Source organism: Tabrizicola sp., assembly GCF_034366665.1.
Taxonomy (GTDB): Bacteria; Pseudomonadota; Alphaproteobacteria; order Rhodobacterales; family Rhodobacteraceae; genus Tabrizicola.
On sequence record NZ_JAXMMF010000022.1, the window covers coordinates 1 to 18,016 of the forward strand.

Below are 18,016 nucleotides of genomic sequence, written 5' to 3' on the forward strand. Positions count from 1 at the left end.
CCGGCGTCCTCCCCTTCCCGCGTGAGGCGTTCGAGGCCGCGATCAAGGCCGGCGGCAAGGGCACCGAAGCCTCGCTCCGCGCCTTCGCGGCGGCTTATGACGTCGCGGCGAACCCGACACTCGACGCGGCACCCCTCGCGGAGCCGAAGCCCGAAGCGAAGGTGCAAGGCCCAGCCCGCCTCTTGGCCGAGTGGGACCGGCTTGCAGCCCGAGTGGTTGCCCTACCCGCCCCGGTGGCCGAGCTTGCGCTCCCCGGCCTGCGCAAGGTCGTGGACTTTCAGGACCTGCGCTACGGGGCGGAATATCTCGACCGCCTCGGCACGGTCATGACCCGGGACGACGCCGCCCACGGTTGGGTCCTGTCGCGCGAGGCCGCGAAGTACATCGCCAACGCTCTGGCCTATGACGACATCATCCGCGTTGCCGACCTGAAAACCCGCGCCCGCCGCTTCGACCGCATCCGCACGGAAATGCGGGTGAAGGACGCCAACGTCCTGCACCTGACCGAATTCTTCCACCCCCGCGCCGAAGAGATCGTCGGCATGTTCCCCGCCCGCCTTGGCGCGAAGGTCGAGGCCGACCCGAAATGGATGGCCCGCCTGACCCGCTGGTTCGACAAGGGCCGCCGGTTGCGGACCGACAGCCTGCCCGCCTTTGTCACCCTGCACATCCTTGGCGGGATGAAAGGCTGGCGTCGCCGCACCCTGCGCCACGCTCAGGAACAGGCGCATCTGGCGCGCTGGCTGGAGACCGCTCTGGCCCAGACCTCCCGCAACTACGACCTTGCGGTGGAACTGATCCGCTGCCGCCGCCTGATCAAGGGCTACTCCGACACCCACGTCCGCGGCTATGCGAAGTTCGACCGCGTGCTGGAGGCCACCGCCCGCATCGCCACCCGCGACGACGCCGCCGACTGGTGCCGACGCCTGCGCGAGGCCGCGCTCAAGGATGAAGAAGGCAAGGCGCTGGACGGCGCGATCCGCACCATCGACAGCTTCGCCTGAAACGAAAAAGGGGGCGTCCCCGCCCCCCTGCTTTACTCAGCCAGCGCCCGATACCCGCCATTCCAGTAGACCAGCGCCCCGGCCCCGGGAGTGGTCCGCACTGCCCGAACCCGCCCGATCAGGATCGTATGGGTCGCCCGGTCGATCATCTCTTCCACCGTGCAGTCAAACGCCGCCGGAGCGCCCACCAGCATCCGCGCGCCGGTGACGGCGGTCTCCCACTCGGCCCCCTCATACCGCGCCGCCCCCTTCACGCCGCCAAAGCCCGAGAACCGCTCGGCCACCGCCTGATGCCCGGCCCCAAGCGACGACCAGCCGAAGCGCCCGTACTTCACCAGCAACGGATGCGCCGAGGCAGTGCGGTTCACGCAGGCCAAAAGCAAGGGCGGGTCCGCTGACAGCGAGATGGCCGAAGTCACGACAAGGCCCGAGGCTTCGTCGCCGTCGCCCACGGTCAGGATGCTGCAGTTGCCCACAAAGGCCCGCATCGCAGCGCGGAACTCTTTCCCGGTCGGTTCTTCGGCCATCGTCTTCCCTTACCTGATCCCGGCAGCTTCCAGCTTCGGCAGCACAGTATCGCGGAAATAGGGGAACTCTTCGACATAATCCACGAAGGACAGCGTCGTCCCCGCAAAGCCCGTCGCGTGCAGCTTCAGTATGCCCTCGGCCACCTGATCCGGGGTCCCGATCAGCGGAAAGCCCCCGTGGCCCAGCGCAAAGAGGTGCTTGATCTGCGCCAGAAGGTCGTGCGGGAAGCTGTGGGCATGGGCGAACTGCAGCCGCACCAGGTTGTCCACCGCATCGGTATCGGCGTTCTCGACCGCCGTGTAATCGGCATAGGCCTTGGCCTCGGCCTCGGTCGGGCGGCAGATGACGTGGCTGAAGGTCAGGACGTTCACATCGCGGCCCTTGGCCTTGGCCTGGGCCTTCAGATCGGCGATTTCAACCTTCGACCGGTCCAGGTCGATGGCCGGGGTGAACAGGAAGTTGGCGTTGTCCGTCGCGAACTCCCGCCCTTGGGGCGAGCCTGCCGCGTTGATGATCGGGACCGTCCCCCGCAACGGCTTCGGGTCGCCCTTCACCCGCTTGGCCTTGAAATACTTGCCCTCCCAGTCGAAATGGTCGTCCGAGGTCCAAAGCTTGCGGACCAGGTCAAACCACTCCTGCGCATAGGCATAGCGGGTCTCGTGGTCGTCGGGCAGGGTCAGGCCCAGCGCCTCATACTCCGGCTTGTTCCAGCCCGCCACGATGTTCAGCCCGGCGCGGCCGTGGCCGATCTGGTCGATGGTCGCCATCTGCTTGGCCACGACGACCGGGTGATTGGCGGCGGTGTGGATGGTGGCGAAGACGGCGATGTTCTTCGTGGCCGCCAGCAGGCCTGCCGCCCAAGTCATCGTCTCCAGCACACCGCCGTGAAAGTCGGTCTCGCCGCCGTAGCCGATCCAGCGGGCGATGGGCAGCATGAAGTCGATCCCGGCCTCGTCCAGCATCTGCGCGAGTTTCAGGTTGTTGTCCCAGCTGTTGACCCAGCGCTCCGGCGCCTTGGTCGGGGTCATCCCCGAGGAACAGTTGGTCGAAAAAGTGCCCAAGCGAAAGCGATCGCCCGAGAGCATCGGGTGGTGTGGCATGACGGTCTTCCCTGTTGTCGTTTTGAAGTTATTTTATGTTTGAAAGTCTATCGTAAAATCCATTTGCGTCAACGGTCCGTAGTGACCAGACTCCGGTGATGCAAAGGCAAGACCGATGACTGGAAAAAAGCTTCAACCTCAAACCGATGGCCCCTCGCGCGGCCTTGACTGGCACTGGCATCTGGCCCAGGGCCCGGCCGAGGTCGACACGACCGAACTTGAATTCGCCCTGATGCGCACGTTCGAGGGATTCGGGCGCTGGCAGTCGGAATGCCTCGCCTCGGTCTGCGATCTGGCCGCGACGGGCCCGGAGAATGCGCTTTTGCACATCATCCGGATGAACGATCGGCCGAAGTCGATCAAGGACCTCGCGCGGCTGACCAACCGCGACGACGTGCCGAACATCCAGTACAGCTTGCGCAAGCTGATCGGCGCGGGGCTGATCCTGCGCAAGGGCGCGGGGCGGTCGGGCGTGACCTACGAGGTGACCGACGAAGGCCGCCGCGTCACCGACGACTACGGCGCGGTGCGGCGGCGGCTGCTGATTCAGGCGGTCGCGTCCGTCCCCGGCTTTTCCGACCGGCTGGCCGAAGCGACGCGGACGCTGAACCTGCTGTCGGGAATCTACGAGGAAATCTCGCGCGTCGCCGCCACCCATCGGCGCAGCTGAGACGGGGTTTCCCCTCACCCCATCCCTCTCCCCCGTCGGGGAGAGGGAGGCACCCGACCATCAGCCGCAAGCATCTCGCCAACCGTCCCGCGCCCCCTCTCCCCGACGGGGGAGAGGGTCGGGGTGAGGGGGCAGATCAGGCAAGCGCCGCCTTGCCCATTGCGCCCGGCGCCTTGTCCAGGCGGCGGTGCAGATCGCGCGCCACGCGGGCATAGCGCCCCGGCTTGACCGGCATCTGCCATTCGATGAACCGCTGCACCGGGCCGATCCCCAGCCCCATGTCCTCCAGAAGCTCGTCGATCTGGTGCATCGAAAAGGGGATGATGTTGGTCCCGCGCGCATGCTTGCCCTCGGTCCGCTCCTCCATCCAGCGCAGGCGGCGGTCGGTGGCGGCGCGCTGTTCCGCCTCGGGCGGCAGCGGCAGGGCCCCGCCCAGAAGCGACGCGATCCACAAGGCCCCCATCTCGGCCGACAGGGGCGAGAAGAAGGACGAGTTGTAACCATTGAACGCCAGGTTCTTCACCCCTGTCGGCAGGATGCAGCGGTAAAGCCGGAAGTTGCCCCGGTCGTCCATGATCCGGGCCTGCAGATCGGCGTCCAGGAACGGAACCTCCTGCCGCCAGCCGGTGCCGCAGATCACGATGTCGGCCGGGATCTTTTCGCCCGTCTTCAGCAGCGCAAAGCGCCGCCCGCCCTCGACGATCAGCTGGTCGATGGCCGTGTCGCGCTTGATCACGATGCGGCCCTTTGCCACCAGGTCGAAGAACCCGTCCGTGACCAGACTGACGGTGGAGCGTGCGATCCGCTCGAACGATCCACGCGGCAGGGCGCCCAGCTTCTTGAGCTTCAGCTGCTTGGTGATGACCGACTGCATCGACCCCAGCATCGAATTGCGCACCGGCTTGCCCGCACCGTGCAGGAACTTCTCGACCCCTTGCAGCCGGATATAGGGGAACAGCCCCTCGCCCATCCGGGTCAGGAACAGGTACTTGTAGTTCAGCACCCCACCCAGTTTCCTGGGCATCTTCCAGATCAGCTCGCGCGCGACGACCGTCATGCTGGCCGCCGCCTCGACCAGCCCCACCGCCACGTCGCAGGACGACTTGCCGTAGCCGATCACCACCACATGCTTGCCGCGCGCCTGGTCCAGGTCCAGGAATTCCGACGAATGGCAGATCGTGCCGCCTGCCGCCTTGAACTCACCCGCGCCGGGGAAGTCGGGCACGGCGGGGGCCGAGAAGATGCCGTTGCAGATGGTCAGGAAATCAAAGCTTTCCGACTGTTCCGACTGACCCTGGGGCTGGAAGGTGACCGTCCAGCGCCCGTCCGAGCCCTGCGCGGCATGGGTCACGGGGGTAGACAGCCGGATCAGCGGCTTCAGGCGGAACTGGTCGGCATAGGCGTTCAGATACGCCTGCACCTGCCGGCCCGAGGGCCATTCGGGATAGGGCTTCGGCATCGGAAAGTCGGACAGGCAGTAGGTGTCCTTGCCATTCTGCGTGCTGACGCCGGGGTAGAGCCGCGTCGTGCTCCAGACCCCGCCGACGTCGTGGACCTTTTCGAAGACGGTGACGTCATGGCCGAAGTCGCGCAGATGACGGGCGGTGGTCAGGCCGGCAAACCCGGCCCCGATGATGGCGATCTTCATGGGGTCTCTCCGGGTTCAGGACATCAGCAAGGGAATGGCGGGCTTGGCCTGTTCCGGCCCCATCGCGGTATAGCCACCGTCGACGCAAAGATCGGTGCCGGTGATGAAGCTGGCCTCGTCCGAACACAGAAACAGCACCGCCGAAGCGACCTCTTCGGGGTTCGCCACCCGACCCAGAAGGTGGAAGGGTGCCGCCACGCTGTCGGTCTTGGAGCGGTTGCCGTTGGTCAGCTGGTCCATGATGTTGGACCAGGTCCAGCCGGGGCTGACCGCGTTCACCCTGATGCCCTTCGGTGCCAGGTCCATCGCCTGATTGCGCGTCAGCTGCAGGATCGCGGCCTTGGACACCGGGTAAAGCCAGCGCCCCGTCTGCGCCACGCGGGACGAGATCGAGCCAAAGTTGACAATGGCCCCCCGGGTCTTCGCCAGCTCCGCCTCCGCCGCCTGCATCAGCATGACCGAGCCCACGACGTTCACATCCAGGCTCTCCAGCCACTCCGCCCTGGTCGAGGCCGCGCCGTTGTCCAGATAGGAACAGGCCACATTGACCAGAAAGTCGATCCGGCCGAAGCGGTCCTTCGTCGCCTGCACCAGCGCCGCGATCTGGGCGTCGTCGCGCAGGTCGCAATGCTGGAAACCCACTCCGTCCGCGAATCCCCCGCCCTCGGCGATGTCGGCCACCATGACCCTGGTGCCCTCTGCCACGAAGGCATCGACCACCGCGCGCCCGATCTTGGTGCAGCCGCCCGGCACGATGGCCACCTTCCCGCCCAATCCGCGCATTGTCTTCCCTCCGGCTTTTCTTTGAATTTGAAGGAATTCTGGACGACCGGGCGCAGAGGTCTATCCGCCCCGCGCGCGCAGTATCCGGAAAACGAAAAAATCGACGGTCGCCCGCGCCGGATTGCCGCAGGGCGTGTTAGCCTTGACCCCGAAAGCCAGGGGCCGCCGGATGACTAGACCGCTGCTGCGCAACCACACGCTCTTTCAGTCCCGCGACCTGGACGAGGCGCGGGAACGGGTCGCTGCCGTCTTCTGCCCGCACCGGCTGGAGACGCTGGGCGCGCGCAACCTCTTTGATGCCTGCCACCACCATCTGCCGGGCGAACGCCTGTCGCTGAACTACATCGAATACGGGGCGAAGACCCTGATTGCGCCGGGCGAGCTGGGGAACTTCTACCTCTTGCAGATCCCCCTGGATGGCGGGGCCGAGATCACCAACGGGCGCGCCACCTACCTTTCCACCCCCGACCGCGCGGCGATCCTGAACCCACACCTGCCCACCCGGATGACCTGGGAGGAAGGCACCCGGCAGGTTCTGGTGCAGATCTCGCGCCGCGCGATGCAGGACCATCTGGCGGCACAGCTTGGCGGGCCGTCGGACCGGCCGCTGACCTTTGACGGGCCCTTGGACATCGCCACTGGCCCCGGCGCGGCGCTGCGGCGGCTGGTGATGTGGCTGGTGGCCGAGGCCGATGCCGGTCAGCCGCCGATCGGGCCGGGCCTGATGGCGCGGCAGATCGAAAGCACGCTTCTGTCCGGGCTTCTGGAAGCGCAGCAGGACCATCAGGCGCAGCTTGCCCGCAGCCGCGCTGCACCTCGGCCCCGCCACTTGCGGCTGGCCGAAAGCTTCATCGAGGCGCATCTGGACCAGCAGATCACGCTGGAGGACGTGGCACAGGTCGCCGGCATCTCGCCCCGCGGGCTGCAACTGGCCTTCCGCAAACACCGCGGCGCCACGCCGCTGGGTTTCTGGCGCGAGGCGCGGCTGGCACGGGTCCACGCCGACCTTCTGGCCGCCCCGCTCGGCACCCGCGTCACCGAGATTGCGCTGCGCTGGGGTTTCACCCATTTCGGCCGCTTTGCCGAGCTGTACCGCGCGCGTTACGGTCTTTCGCCCCGCGACACGCTGAAGGGGTGACTAGAAGGTCAGCCCCGAAAACCGCGACGGGTTCTGCGGCACGCCGGGCAGGACGCACAGCATCTCGTATAGGTAGTTCGCCGCGATCAGCGCGGTGTTGCCCGACGGATCATAGGGCGGCGAGACTTCGACAAGGTCGCAGCCCACCAGGTTCAGCCCGGCGCAGCCCCGGATGATCTCCAGCCCCTGCCAGGTGGTCAGGCCACCGGGTTCCACGGTGCCCGTGCCCGGCGCAAAGGCGGAATCCAGGCTGTCGATGTCATAGCTGAGGTAGACCGGGGCATCGCCGATCCGGTCCCGCACGATCTGCATCAAGGGGGTCAGGGATTTGTGCCAGCACTCCTCGGCCTGCACCACCGTCCAGCCCTTGTCGCGGCCCCAGTTGAAATCATCGGCCGCATAGCCCGTCGCACGCAACCCGATCTGGAAGACCTTGTCATTGATCAGACAGCCGTCCTCCCAGGCGCGGCGGAACGGGCAGCCGTGGGCGACCTTCTCGCCGAACATGGTGTCGTTGATGTCTGCATGGGCGTCGATGTGGACCAGCGCCACGGGGCCGTGGCGTTCCTTGATCGCGCGCAGGATCGGCCAGGTCAGCGTGTGGTCGCCGCCCAGCGTAAGGGGGATCACCCCTTCGGCCAGCACGCCCCGGTAATGCGCGGTGATGATGTCTACGGTCTTCTTCAGATCGAAGGTGTTGATCGGAACGTCCCCAAGGTCGGCGACCTGCAGATGCTCGAAGGGGGCAGCACCCGTCGCCATGTTGTAGGGCCGGATCATCCGGCTTTCGTCCCGGATCGCCCTGGGGCCCAGCCGCGTGCCGGGGCGATTGCTGGTCCCGTGGTCCATCGGAATTCCGATGAACGCCGCATCCAGCCCCTTGGCCGAAGTCGCCGCAGGCAGCCGCATCATCGTCGCCGGTCCGCCAAAGCGCGGCATCTCATTGCCGCCGAGGGGTTGGTTGAAACGGGTCATTCTGTGGCGCTCCTCATGATCCGCACCAAACTTGCGCAGAACCGCCGGAACGGCAAGGGACCCCTCCTCGTTCGACTTCGTCTCCTCGTCGGCAGCGCGCCCAAGCGAGGAGTGACGAAGTCATCGACGAGCGGCCCCGTTCAGCGCGCCAGGACCCGGTCCAGCACCGCGCCGATCTCGGCGCCCTCGCTGATCTGTGGCAGGCTGGGCGTCAGCTCATCCGCCACCTCTTTCCGCGCCACGTCTTCGGCCGCCACCGGGAAGGCCCTGCGCGGGTCGGGGTCCGCCCGCAGCGCCTTGTCGAAGAACGACTCGCCGAACTCTGTCCATTCTGCCCCGTCGCGGCACCCGAACGAGGTCCGGTCCTCGCGCGCAGCCGTGATCACCAGCCGGTCGGGCGCCTGGATGTCGTCGATGAACGACCCTGAAAAACAGGCCGAGACCACGATCATCGCCGGACCGATCCCACCGTCCGCCAGCATCGCCTTGAACTCTGCCGCCGTCAGGTCCGTTGTCCCCGCCTCGGCAAAGTCCAGCGAGAAGATGTCCTCTTTCCCGTGCGAGGTCAGGAACAGGATAGCCAGGTCTTCCTCGCCCTGCCGCGCCCCGATTTCCTTCAGCGCGCGCGCCAGGTTCGCCCGGTTCGCCATCGGATAGCGCGTCGGATGGTCGTGGCTGTTGGCCAGCCGCAAGGTCCGCGGACCAGAGCCATATTGCGCATCCAGAATGCCTGCGACGCTGTCAACCTCGGTCAGGAACACCGACTGGTCCGCCGTCCCGCCCAGGGCCAGCGCAAAGACCTCGGTCACGCCCGGGGTCTGCGGGGCCAGCGCTGCCACCTGTTCGCCCATCAGCCGGTCTTGCGCATCATACAGCGCCTCGACGTCGACCGGAGTGTAGTCCTCGGCCCATTCGGCGTCGGGGAAAACGTAAAGCTCATCCACGCTGAACCAGCGCAGGACGATCTCCTTCGTCCCCAGGAAGACCACCGCCATCACCAGTCCCGCCCGCAGCCACTGCCGCAGGGGCGCACGCAGTAGCCAGACCAGAAGCCCGATCTGCACCAAATGCGACAGCGCGCGGATCAGGCTGACCCCCGTCTCGGTCGCGTAAAGCTGCGGCGCTTCGCGATACAGCGTCCAAAGCGCCAGGTTCAACACCGCCATCAGCAGGAACAGCAGCGTGACGGCGCGCGTCAGAAGGTCCATCCGCCCGACCAGCGCCAGCGCGACCACCAGCCCCGCAACGATCACCGCGCTTTGCGCAACCGCCGTCTGCACGCCCCAAAGCGAGATCTCGCCCCCCGGGCCGAAGTAGTCCATCTGAGCCGCAATCTCGGCCAGCCAGGACAGGACAATTGCAGCCAAGGCCACCAGGGCGGGGCGGGCGGGTTTCGGATGCTCAACCGTGAACGATTCTGTCGATTCCATAGGCCGTGTTCAAATCCAGGAAACGGGCAACACTACGGCAAAGCCGTGGAAAGCCCTTGCTTTTGGCTGTGGCATCCAGTCCGGCACCGCGCCGCGTCGGGTCAATACCGACAGCATGTCGTTTTCTGACGCCAAAGGTCGGGTGGACTTGCCCGCATTCCCCCCGCTCTGGCAGATAGGGGCAAACCTATTGCGGGAGTCCGTTCCATGAAAACCCACGTCAAGGCCCTCGTCGTCGGCGGCGGCGCAGTCGGCACCGGGATCGCCTATCATCTGGCCAAGGCCGGATGGGACACGATGCTGGTCGAACGCGACGAGTTGACCGCGGGCTCCACCTGGCATGCCGCTGGTCTGTTGCCCCTGTTCAACATGAGCTACGCGACCACCCACATCCACAAATACAGCGTCGATTTCTACAAGGGGCTGGAGGCGGAGACGGGCCTGAACCCCGGCTTCTACGTCGTCGGCAACCTGCGGATGGCGCAGCATCAGCAGCGGATGGACGAATACATGCTGTATTCCTCCGTCGCGGAAACCGCTGGGGTCTACCACGAATTCCTGAAACCGAACGAGATCAAGGACCGCTGGCCGCTGGTCCGCACCGAAGACATGATCGGCGCGCTGTATCACCCGCAGGACGGGTACATCAACCCGGCCGACGTGACACAGGCGATGGCCAAGGGCGCACGGCAGTTGGGCGCGACGATCGAGCGCAAGATTCAAGTCGACGGCTACCGCTGGACCGGCAGCGAATGGATCGTCTCCTGCACAAGGCTTGAGGAAAAGGGCGGCATGCTCGTCGCCACCGACGACCGTTTTGAGATCACCGCCGAACACGTCGTCACCGCCACCGGCAACCACGCCCAGCGGACCGCGAAACTCCTCGGCATCAAGACCCCCGCTGTCGTCGTCGAACACCAGTACATCGTGACCGAACCCGATCCGGCGTTGGTCGAATGGCGGAAGACCAATCCCCAGCACCCGGTCCTCCGCGACGCCGACGCCAAATGGTACGTCCGCGAAGAACGCGGCGGCTGGATCCTTGGCCCCTACGAAAAGGGCGCCCCCGCCCGCTTCCAGTATGGCGTCCCGGAAAGCTTCCGCGCCGACCTCTTCCCCCTCGACCTCGAACGGATCGAGCAGGAATACATGTCCTTCATCCACCGGATTCCGTCCTCGGAAACCGTGGGCCTCAAGGACGATTACAACGGCCCGATCTGCTATACCCCCGACGGCAACCCCCTCGTCGGCCCTGCGCCTGGCCTCCGCAACATGTGGCTTGCCGAGGGCTTTTCGTTCGGCATCACCGCCGCGGGCGGCACCGGCTACTACCTCGCCCAGCTGATGACGCAAGGTGAGGCCGAGATCGACATGGCCTCCCTTGACCCCAAGCGCTTCGGCGGCTGGATGACCACCGAATACGCCTCCCGCAAGAACGAAGAGTGCTATGACCACGTCTTCATCCTGCACCACCCGGATGAGGAACGCGAAGCCTGCCGCCCCCTCCGCACCGCGCCCGCCTATGACCGCCAAAAGGAGATGGGCGCGCAGTTCGGCCAGGTGAACGGCTGGGAACGGCCCAACTACTACGGGCCGAAAGACGCGCCCGCCGACTTCGACCACAACTCCCGCAGCTTCCGGCGCGGTGACTGGTGGCAATACGCCAAGGCCGAAGCCGAGGCCGTCCGCAACACCGTCGGCATCATCGACGCCTCGGCCTTCACCAAGCACCTCGTGCGCGGGCCGGGGGCGACGGCGTTCCTCGATCACTTCACCTGCAACAAACTCCCGAACGTGGGCCGGATCAACCTGACCTACGCCCTGACCGACCACGGCACGACGCGGACCGAATACACCATCGTTCGCCTGAAACAGGACGAATACTACCTGATCTCGGCAGGCGCCTGGACGGCCTATGACTATGATTTCCTGCAGAAAGCCGCCGATGACTGGATGGCTTCCGGCCACGGCCACATCGACATCCACGACATCACCACCCAATGGGGAGTCTACGCCCTTGCCGGCCCCAACGCCCGCGCGCTTCTGAAAGACATCGTCAAGGACGCCGACCCCGACACCGTCCTGTCCAACAAGCGCTTCCCGTGGCTCAGCTACCGCGACATCGAACTCGGCATGTGCCCCGTCCGCGCGATCCGCGTCGCCTACACGGGGGAACTTGGCTGGGAACTCCACTACCCCATCGAATTCGGCCGCTACCTCTGGGACCTCCTCCTGAAGGCGGGCGAAAAGCACGGCCTGAAACCCGTCGGCGCCCGCGCGCAGAACTGGCTGCGTCAGGAGAAATCCTACCGCGCCTTCGGCAACGAACTGGGTCGCGACGCGACCCCGCTGGAGGCTGCACTCGACCGTTTCGTCGACCTGACCAAGGATTTCCGCGGCAAGGAGAAGATGCTGGCAACCGGCATCCGGTCGAAATGCGTCACCCTGTTGATCGACGGGCCGGAGGACGCCGATCCGTGGGGCAAGGAGGCGCTGATCCATGACGGCATCAAGGTCGGCCGCCTGACTTCGGGTGGCTATTCCGTGGCCTTCGGCAAGCAGATCGGCATGGGCTACGTGCCCGCTGCACTGGCGGAACCGGGCCAGAAGCTGAAGGTGAAAATCCAGCTGAAGGAATGGGACGCGGTCGTCACCGAAGACAGCCCCTTCGATCCCTCAAACGCGCGCATCCGCATCGACGGGTAACCAAATTTCTTACTCAAGAAATTTGACAAATTCTTTGCTTAAGGAATTTGGCTCACCCAGCCAGATGCTCCACACCCGGCGGCAGCCAGTCCGGCCTGTCGCCCACAGTGACCAGCCGTGCCAGCCGGTCCAGCCTTTCAACGCCCCAGGGGCTGACCGCACCCAGCTTGTCCGGCGTGGCCAGCACCACCACCTCGGCGGCCGCAGCGACCATCACCCGCTTCAGCGCCGCCTCCTCGGCATCGCCCGTGGTCAACCCCGCGTCGGCCTGCACCCCCGTTACCCCCAGAAAGCACAGGTCCGCACGCAGGCGCGCATAGCCTTCGACCACCCCGGCCCCCATCGCCACCATCGAGTGTCGGTAAAGCCGTCCCCCGAACAGCACCACCTCGACCCGCTCAAACGGCTCCAAAGCCGCAGCAATTCCCGGGCTGTGCGTGACGATGGTGCAAGACAGATCGACCGGCAGCGCCGCCACAAGCGCCAGATGCGTCGTCCCGCCGTCGACGATCACCACCTGGCCTTCGCGGATCAGTCCCGCCCCGGCACGCCCCAACCGCGCTTTCGCCTCGGCCTGCATCCCTGACCGATGCGCCAAAGGCCGATGCGTCGGCGACGCCGGCAGCGCCCCGCCATGCACGCGGATCAACCGCCCCTCTGCCGCCAGATCGCGCAGGTCGCGGCGCAACGTGTCTTCCGACACCGAAAGCTCGCCCGCGAGGTTCGCAGCGACCAGCCGCCCGTCGCGTTTCAGTCGGTCAAGCAGCCATGTCTTTCGTTCCGATGTCAGCATGTTTGCCCGATTTTACACGTTACTGCACGATGTTGCACGCATCAGAGAATACTGCCAAGCATTTCCCGAATATTCATGAAGGACGACGCAGTTGACCACACCCATGATGATCCTGATTGCCGGACCCTATCGCTCAGGGACCGGGGACGACCCGACAAAGATGGCCGCAAACTTGGCAAGGCTGGAGGCCACCGCCTGGCCGATCTTCCAGAAAGGCCACGTCCCGATGATCGGGGAATGGGCGGCATTGCCCATCCTGCGGGTGGCGGGGGGCGGCGCACCCGGAAGTGCCGCCTATGACGCGGTGATGCACCCGACCGCGCATCGCCTGCTGGCCAAGTGCGACGGCGTCCTCCGCTTGCCGGGCGCTTCGACAGGGGCCGACAACGATGTCCGGATCGCACGGGAGCGCGGCATCCCGGTCTGGACGGACCTTGACCAGATTCCCACCGCAAGCGCGGGTTAAGGTGGCTCCTGTCTTGAAGCCATGCCCCCCGACCTCCATCTTAGCGCAATGGCTGCCAAACAAAGACGGGAGCGCAGGTTCCAACGACAGTTCGAGGCGCTGGAGCGTCTCGTCCCGGCCCTGCGTCGCCCGATGTCCACGCTGCGCCAGGATAGCTGGTTTCCGATCCGCTTCCCCGTTGCACTGCTGCTGATCGCCGGAGGAGTCTTCTCGTTCCTGCCAGTCCTTGGCATCTGGATGCTGCCGCTTGGACTGCTGCTGCTGGCCGTCGACCTGCCGATCTTGCGGGGGCCGATCTCGGTCTTCATCATCCGCAGCCGCCGCAAGGCGCGGATGCTGGCAAACCGCTGGCGCGCCCGGCGACGCTAGCAACTGTCGCACCGATGTCATGAGGGCCGCCTAAGCTGCGCGCAGAGGGTCCCCGCATGTCTCGGCGCGAGCGCAGGTTTCACCGGCAGTTCCAGGCACTGGAGCGCCTGGTCCCGCCCTTGCGCGCGCCACTGGCGCACCTGCGGCGCAGGAGCTGGCTTCCGGTTCGCCTGCCGCTGGCCATCCTGCTGACCATCGGCGGTCTCTTCTGGTTCCTGCCGGTCCTGGGCCTGTGGATGCTGCCTGCGGGCCTGCTTCTGCTTGCTGTCGACCTGCCGCATCTGCGCGGACCGATCTCGACCGCGATCATCCGGTCCCGTCGGGCGACGCAACGCTGGCTCCGACGCCGGCGACGGCCTTAGTCCTCCTCTGCCAGTTCCTGCTTCAGGAACCGCTCGAACGCGTCAAGGTCCAGGGGATCGACCTGCCCGAAGGCACGCATCCAGACTGTCGCTTCGCGCATCGCCTCGGGTTCCAGCTTGCACCAGATCACCCGCCCGCGCTTTTCGCGGCTGATAAGGCCCGCCTCGGACAGCACGGCCAGATGCTTGGAAATCGCGGCCAGGCTCATCGCAAAGGGCTCGGCCACGTCCGTCACCGCCATGTCGTCCTCAAGCAGCATGGACAGGATCGCCCGCCGCGTCGGGTCGGCCAAAGCGGCAAAGACGGCGTCAAGGCGATTGTCCATGCCGGGGTTATCCGTCGCGCGTCGGCAATCGTCAACCGTCGGGTTGAATATGAAATCCGGCCGGCTTCCTGCCGCAGGGGCATCTGACCCCGCACAAAATCGCTTACTTTCAAAGCCTTACTGAACGATCTGCCTGCTTGACTCTGCCCACCCCGGTCCGTAGAACCGCGGCGACCGTGAAAGGACTTTGCCAATGGCGTCCGAACCCGATCCCGACCGTCTGAAGGCGCTGGAAAAGCGGCTGCAGCAGGTCAAGGGAAAGGTCGAGCCAGAGCGGACCAACACGGTCAAGGGTTTCTCGCAGGGCGAGGTGGCCTGGAGGATGGTGATCGAGCTGGTGACCGGGATGTCTCTCGGGTTGGCCATCGGTTACGGGCTGGATGTGCTGTTTGGCACCTTGCCGATCTTCCTGGTGATCTTCTCGCTCTTCGGCTTCGCTGCGGGCGTGAAGACGATGCTCGGCTCGGCGCAGCATCTGGCAAAGGACGCGGCAGACAAGGCCGCGAAAGAAGGGGACTGACGATGGCGACGGAAGAACACGGCAGCGGCCTGCAGATCCATCCGATGGATCAGTTTCTGGTCAAGCCGCTGTTCGGTGACGGTCCCATCTACTGGTATACGCCCACCAACGTCACGCTGTGGATGGCGATTGCCGTGCTGGCGACGGTGGCGCTTCTGGTCCTGTCCACCCGTCGCCGCGCGATCGTGCCGTCGCGCGGTCAGTCCGTGGCCGAGATGTTCTACGGCTTCGTGCACAAGATGGTCGAGGATGTCGCGGGCCATGAAGGTCTGAAATACTTTCCCTACATCATGACCCTGTTCATGTTCGTCTTTCTGTCGAACATGCTGGGTCTGATCCCGATGTCCTTCACCACCACGTCGCACATCGCGGTGACCATTGTCCTGGCGATGCTGGTCTTCCTCAGCGTCACGCTGATCGGCCTGTACCGCAAGGGCTTCGGCTTTCTGGCAATGTTCTGGGTGTCCTCGGCCCCGCTGGCCCTGCGACCGGTCCTTGCCGTGATCGAAGTCGTGTCCTACTTCGTGCGCCCGGTCTCGCACTCTGTCCGTCTTGGCGGCAACCTTCTGGCCGGCCATGCCGTGATCAAGGTCTTCGCGGGCTTTGCCGGTGCCCTGGGCGTCGCCTCGGTGGTGCCGATCTTTGCAATCGTGGCCATGTACGGGTTGGAAGTGCTTGTGGCCGCCGTGCAGGCCTACGTCTTTACCATCCTGACCTGCGTGTACCTGCGTGACGCCGTCGGCGAAGCGCACCACTAAGGTCTGAACCGCAACGAAAACCCTTACCTTCACAGGAGATACATCATGGAAGGCGAACTCGCTCTCATGGGCAAATACATCGGCGCCGGTCTGGCTGCCATCGGTCTTGGCGGCGCCGGGATCGGCGTGGGCAACATCGCCGGCAACTTCCTTGCCGGTGCCCTGCGCAACCCGTCGGCTGCCCCGTCGCAGACCGCCAACTTCTTCGTCGGCATCGCCTTCGCCGAAGCGCTTGGGATCTTCTCGTTCCTGATCGCGCTCCTGCTGATGTTCGCCGTCTGATCTTTCGAACCTGACTTCCGGGCCAGCCCGTAAGGCTGGCCCTGGTTCCAAAGGTTTAGGAGAGACGACATGGCAACCGAAGCAACGGGCGAGGCGGGAAAGGCTGTGGGCATGCCCCAGCTTGATATCTCGACCTGGCCGAACCAGATCTTCTGGCTTCTGGTCACGCTGGTCGTGATCTACTTCGTGCTGTCGAAGATCGCCCTCCCGCGCATTGGCGCGGTGCTGGCGGATCGGAAAAGCACGATCACCAACGACCTTGCCGCAGCCGAAGAGCTGAAGCAAAGGGCCGTGGCCGCCGAAAAAGCCTATAACGACGCGCTGGCGACCGCGCGCACCGAGGCCGCAAAGATTGTCGCCCAGGCCAAGGCCGAGATCCAGAAGGACCTCGACGCCGCCACCGCGAAGGCCGACGTCGAGATCGCTGCCAAGGCTGCGGAATCGGAAAAGACCATCGCTGCGATCCGCGACGGTGCCGCAGCCGCGGTGTCCGAAGTGGCACGCGACGTGGCCGGCGAACTCGTCGCTGCCCTGGGTGGCAAGGCGGATGCGTCTACTGTGACGGCTGCCGTCGCAGCTCGGCTGAAAGGGTAAGCGATGAAGAAGCTCTCCATCCTCCTTGCCCTTCTGGCCTCGCCCGCAATGGCGGCCACGAAACCGTTCTTCTCGCTGCAGAACACCGACTTCGTGGTGCTCTTGGGCTTTCTGTCCTTCATCGCCCTGCTGGTGTATCTGAAAGTCCCGGCCAAAGTCATGGGCATGCTCGACGCCCGCGCCGCGACGATCAAGGCCGACCTCGACGAGGCCCGCGCCCTGCGCGAGGAAGCCAAGGCGATCCTGGCGACCTATGAGCGTCGGCAGAAGGAAGTCCAGGAACAGGCCGACCGCATCGTGGCGCAAGCCAAGGATGAGGCAATGGCCGCCGCGGCTCAGGCGAAAGAGGACCTCAAGGCCTCGATTGCCCGCCGCCTGGCCTCGGCGACCGAACAGATCGCTTCTGCCGAAGCTGGCGCGATCCGCCAGGTGCGCGAGCAGGCCATCTCGGTGGCCATCGCTGCCGCGGGTGAGGTGCTGTCCAAGCAGATGACTGCCGAAGCTGCGTCCTCGTCCATCGACGACGCCATTGCGCAGGTCGAAGCCCGGCTGCACTGACCCGCTCCGGTCAGGAACTGCAAGCCGGCGGTCCTGCAATGGGCCGCCGGTTTTGCTTTGTGGCATCGCTCGTCGAGCACTTTTCGTGCACTCCTCGCTGCCTCCCGCGACGAGAAGCCGAAGGCGCACGAGGAGCAGTCGTTCAAAGCCCCGCCCAGCGCAGCCCAGCCACCACCACGACCCCCAGCAAGGCCGCCGCCACGTCGCTGCGCAAGACCAGAGTCAGTCCGACGACCGAGGCCAGCGCCAGCCCCTCGGCCAGCCCCCCCGCCTGCACCGCCAGCGCGGTGATCCCCGCCATCACCGCAAGGGGCGTCGCTCGCAGCGCCGCCTCCACCCGGGGCGAGACCGGCACGAACCGCATCAGCGTGAACCCCGCGACCCGGCAGAGGAAGGCCGCCGCCGCCATTGCCGCCAGCAAAAGCGGAAAGCTGTCGGTCATGCAGCCTCCCGGTGGACCAGGGCCGCAACGGCTGCCCCGGCCAGGCCCGCCCCGATGATTGCGGCGGCGGGACCCATCACGTGGAATATTCCCAACGCCGTCCCGCCACCCACCAACACCGGCAACAGGTCCGCCCGCGTCTTCGTCATCGCCGTCATCATCGCCGCCGCAAAGCAGGCGAGCATCAGATCAAAGCCCAAAGTCTCGGGCCGGGGAAGCACGCCGACCGCCGCCGCCCCAAGCGCCGTGCCGGTCAACCAGCCGACGGCAATCGGCGCCCCGGTCCCCGCCAGATAGGCCCGGTCCCCCTCTCCCGCCCGGATGGCCCGCATCGTCATCAGCCAGTTGGCATCGCCGAGCAGAAGGAGGCTGCCATAGGCCCGCAGCGGCCCAGCCTGCCAGAGCCACGGCTGCAATGTCGCCCCGAACAGAAGATAGCGCGCGTTGATCACCAGGATCGCCGCGAACAGCGCCCAAAGCGTCGCCTCGCCGGTCTGCAGCAGGTTCACCGCCGCCAGCTGGGCCGACCCGGAATAGATCGCCGCACTGGTCGCCACCGCGCGG

At 65.8% G+C, this 18,016-nt stretch carries 22 protein-coding genes; 12 read left to right on the forward strand and 10 right to left on the reverse strand.

The genetic code is table 11. The features are described from left to right. On the forward strand, positions 1-1,004 hold a 1,004-nt coding region (locus U1E69_RS02545), incomplete at its 5' end, for an indolepyruvate oxidoreductase subunit beta family protein (protein WP_322242559.1). 32 nt (positions 1,005-1,036) lie between these two features. Here U1E69_RS02545 and U1E69_RS02550 read toward each other — a convergent pair. Next, positions 1,037-1,531 (reverse strand): flavin reductase family protein, encoded by a 495-nt coding sequence (locus U1E69_RS02550; RefSeq protein WP_322242561.1) that lies wholly within the window; start codon positions 1,529-1,531, stop codon positions 1,037-1,039. Between the two features lie 9 nt (positions 1,532-1,540). Next, entirely contained in the window at positions 1,541-2,632 is a 1,092-nt protein-coding gene (locus U1E69_RS02555) for an LLM class flavin-dependent oxidoreductase (protein ID WP_322242563.1), read from the reverse strand. A gap of 115 nt (positions 2,633-2,747) precedes the next feature. On the opposite strand from U1E69_RS02555, the gene U1E69_RS02560 reads away from it, so the two are divergent. After that, positions 2,748-3,302 (forward strand): winged helix DNA-binding protein, encoded by a 555-nt coding sequence (locus U1E69_RS02560; RefSeq protein WP_322242565.1) that lies wholly within the window; start codon positions 2,748-2,750, stop codon positions 3,300-3,302. A gap of 136 nt (positions 3,303-3,438) precedes the next feature. Here U1E69_RS02560 and U1E69_RS02565 read toward each other — a convergent pair whose 3' ends face one another. Both U1E69_RS02565 and U1E69_RS02570 read right to left on the reverse strand, forming a co-directional pair. Further along, a complete protein-coding gene (locus U1E69_RS02565) occupies positions 3,439-4,950 on the reverse strand; it encodes an NAD(P)/FAD-dependent oxidoreductase (RefSeq protein WP_322242567.1) in 1,512 nt (503 codons plus the stop codon). Positions 4,951-4,965: 15 nt separating this feature from the next. Beyond that, positions 4,966-5,733, reverse strand: coding sequence for an SDR family oxidoreductase (locus tag U1E69_RS02570; protein ID WP_322242569.1), 768 nt, complete (start codon positions 5,731-5,733; stop codon positions 4,966-4,968). Positions 5,734-5,902: 169 nt separating this feature from the next. Between U1E69_RS02570 and U1E69_RS02575 the strand changes: the two genes are divergently transcribed. Then, the gene (locus U1E69_RS02575) at positions 5,903-6,871 is read left to right on the forward strand and encodes an AraC family transcriptional regulator (protein ID WP_322242571.1); all 969 of its coding nucleotides are present in this window, start codon (positions 5,903-5,905) and stop codon (positions 6,869-6,871) included. On the opposite strand, the gene speB is transcribed toward U1E69_RS02575, so the two are convergent. Both speB and U1E69_RS02585 read right to left on the reverse strand, forming a co-directional pair. Beyond that, positions 6,872-7,846: an agmatinase gene (gene speB / locus U1E69_RS02580; protein WP_322242573.1), complete on the reverse strand. Its 975-nt coding sequence runs from the start codon at positions 7,844-7,846 to the stop codon at positions 6,872-6,874. Positions 7,847-7,986: 140 nt separating this feature from the next. Continuing rightward, positions 7,987-9,276 (reverse strand): C13 family peptidase, encoded by a 1,290-nt coding sequence (locus U1E69_RS02585; protein WP_322242575.1) that lies wholly within the window; start codon positions 9,274-9,276, stop codon positions 7,987-7,989. Positions 9,277-9,483: 207 nt separating this feature from the next. Here U1E69_RS02585 and U1E69_RS02590 point away from each other — a divergent pair, with 207 nt between their 5' ends. Beyond that, positions 9,484-11,982, forward strand: coding sequence for an FAD-dependent oxidoreductase (locus tag U1E69_RS02590; RefSeq protein WP_322242577.1), 2,499 nt, complete (start codon positions 9,484-9,486; stop codon positions 11,980-11,982). 52 nt (positions 11,983-12,034) lie between these two features. Here the strand turns inward: U1E69_RS02590 and U1E69_RS02595 are convergent, their stop codons facing one another. Then, a complete protein-coding gene (locus tag U1E69_RS02595) occupies positions 12,035-12,775 on the reverse strand; it encodes a DeoR/GlpR family DNA-binding transcription regulator (RefSeq protein ID WP_322242579.1) in 741 nt (246 codons plus the stop codon). Positions 12,776-12,866: 91 nt separating this feature from the next. On the opposite strand from U1E69_RS02595, the gene U1E69_RS02600 reads away from it, so the two are divergent. Genes U1E69_RS02600 through U1E69_RS02610 form a run of 3 tightly spaced genes read left to right on the forward strand, consistent with a single transcriptional unit; the run spans position 12,867 to position 13,972 of the window. Further along, positions 12,867-13,241 carry a hypothetical protein gene (locus U1E69_RS02600; RefSeq protein ID WP_322242581.1) on the forward strand — a complete coding sequence of 125 codons (375 nt, stop codon included), beginning with the start codon at positions 12,867-12,869 and terminating at the stop codon, positions 13,239-13,241. 48 nt (positions 13,242-13,289) lie between these two features. After that, positions 13,290-13,610, forward strand: a complete 321-nt coding sequence (locus U1E69_RS02605; RefSeq protein WP_322242584.1) for a hypothetical protein — start codon at positions 13,290-13,292, stop codon at positions 13,608-13,610. A gap of 56 nt (positions 13,611-13,666) precedes the next feature. Beyond that, complete coding sequence (locus U1E69_RS02610; protein WP_322242588.1) at positions 13,667-13,972, forward strand: hypothetical protein; 306 nt, start codon at positions 13,667-13,669, stop codon at positions 13,970-13,972. On the opposite strand, the gene U1E69_RS02615 is transcribed toward U1E69_RS02610, so the two are convergent. Beyond that, a complete protein-coding gene (locus U1E69_RS02615; RefSeq protein WP_322242591.1) occupies positions 13,969-14,298 on the reverse strand; it encodes a metalloregulator ArsR/SmtB family transcription factor in 330 nt (109 codons plus the stop codon). The genes U1E69_RS02610 and U1E69_RS02615 overlap by 4 nt on opposite strands. A gap of 193 nt (positions 14,299-14,491) precedes the next feature. Here U1E69_RS02615 and U1E69_RS02620 point away from each other — a divergent pair, with 193 nt between their 5' ends. From U1E69_RS02620 to U1E69_RS02640, 5 genes are all read left to right on the forward strand, one after another. After that, positions 14,492-14,818: an AtpZ/AtpI family protein gene (locus U1E69_RS02620; RefSeq protein WP_322242594.1), complete on the forward strand. Its 327-nt coding sequence runs from the start codon at positions 14,492-14,494 to the stop codon at positions 14,816-14,818. A 2-nt stretch (positions 14,819-14,820) separates the two neighbouring features. Continuing rightward, a complete protein-coding gene (locus U1E69_RS02625; RefSeq protein WP_322242596.1) occupies positions 14,821-15,576 on the forward strand; it encodes a F0F1 ATP synthase subunit A in 756 nt (251 codons plus the stop codon). Between the two features lie 45 nt (positions 15,577-15,621). Next, a complete protein-coding gene (locus U1E69_RS02630) occupies positions 15,622-15,858 on the forward strand; it encodes a F0F1 ATP synthase subunit C (protein WP_322242598.1) in 237 nt (78 codons plus the stop codon). A gap of 69 nt (positions 15,859-15,927) precedes the next feature. Continuing rightward, positions 15,928-16,452, forward strand: coding sequence for a F0F1 ATP synthase subunit B' (locus tag U1E69_RS02635; protein ID WP_322242600.1), 525 nt, complete (start codon positions 15,928-15,930; stop codon positions 16,450-16,452). Between the two features lie 3 nt (positions 16,453-16,455). After that, the gene (locus tag U1E69_RS02640; RefSeq protein WP_322242602.1) at positions 16,456-17,010 is read left to right on the forward strand and encodes a F0F1 ATP synthase subunit B; all 555 of its coding nucleotides are present in this window, start codon (positions 16,456-16,458) and stop codon (positions 17,008-17,010) included. A 142-nt stretch (positions 17,011-17,152) separates the two neighbouring features. Here the strand turns inward: U1E69_RS02640 and U1E69_RS02645 are convergent, their stop codons facing one another. Together U1E69_RS02645 and U1E69_RS02650 are read right to left on the reverse strand one after the other, a co-directional pair. After that, positions 17,153-17,452 carry an AzlD family protein gene (locus U1E69_RS02645; RefSeq protein WP_322242604.1) on the reverse strand — a complete coding sequence of 100 codons (300 nt, stop codon included), beginning with the start codon at positions 17,450-17,452 and terminating at the stop codon, positions 17,153-17,155. Continuing rightward, the coding region (locus U1E69_RS02650) for an AzlC family ABC transporter permease (protein WP_322242606.1) at positions 17,449-18,016 on the reverse strand (568 nt) is incomplete at its 5' end. The genes U1E69_RS02650 and U1E69_RS02645, both read right to left, overlap by 4 nt.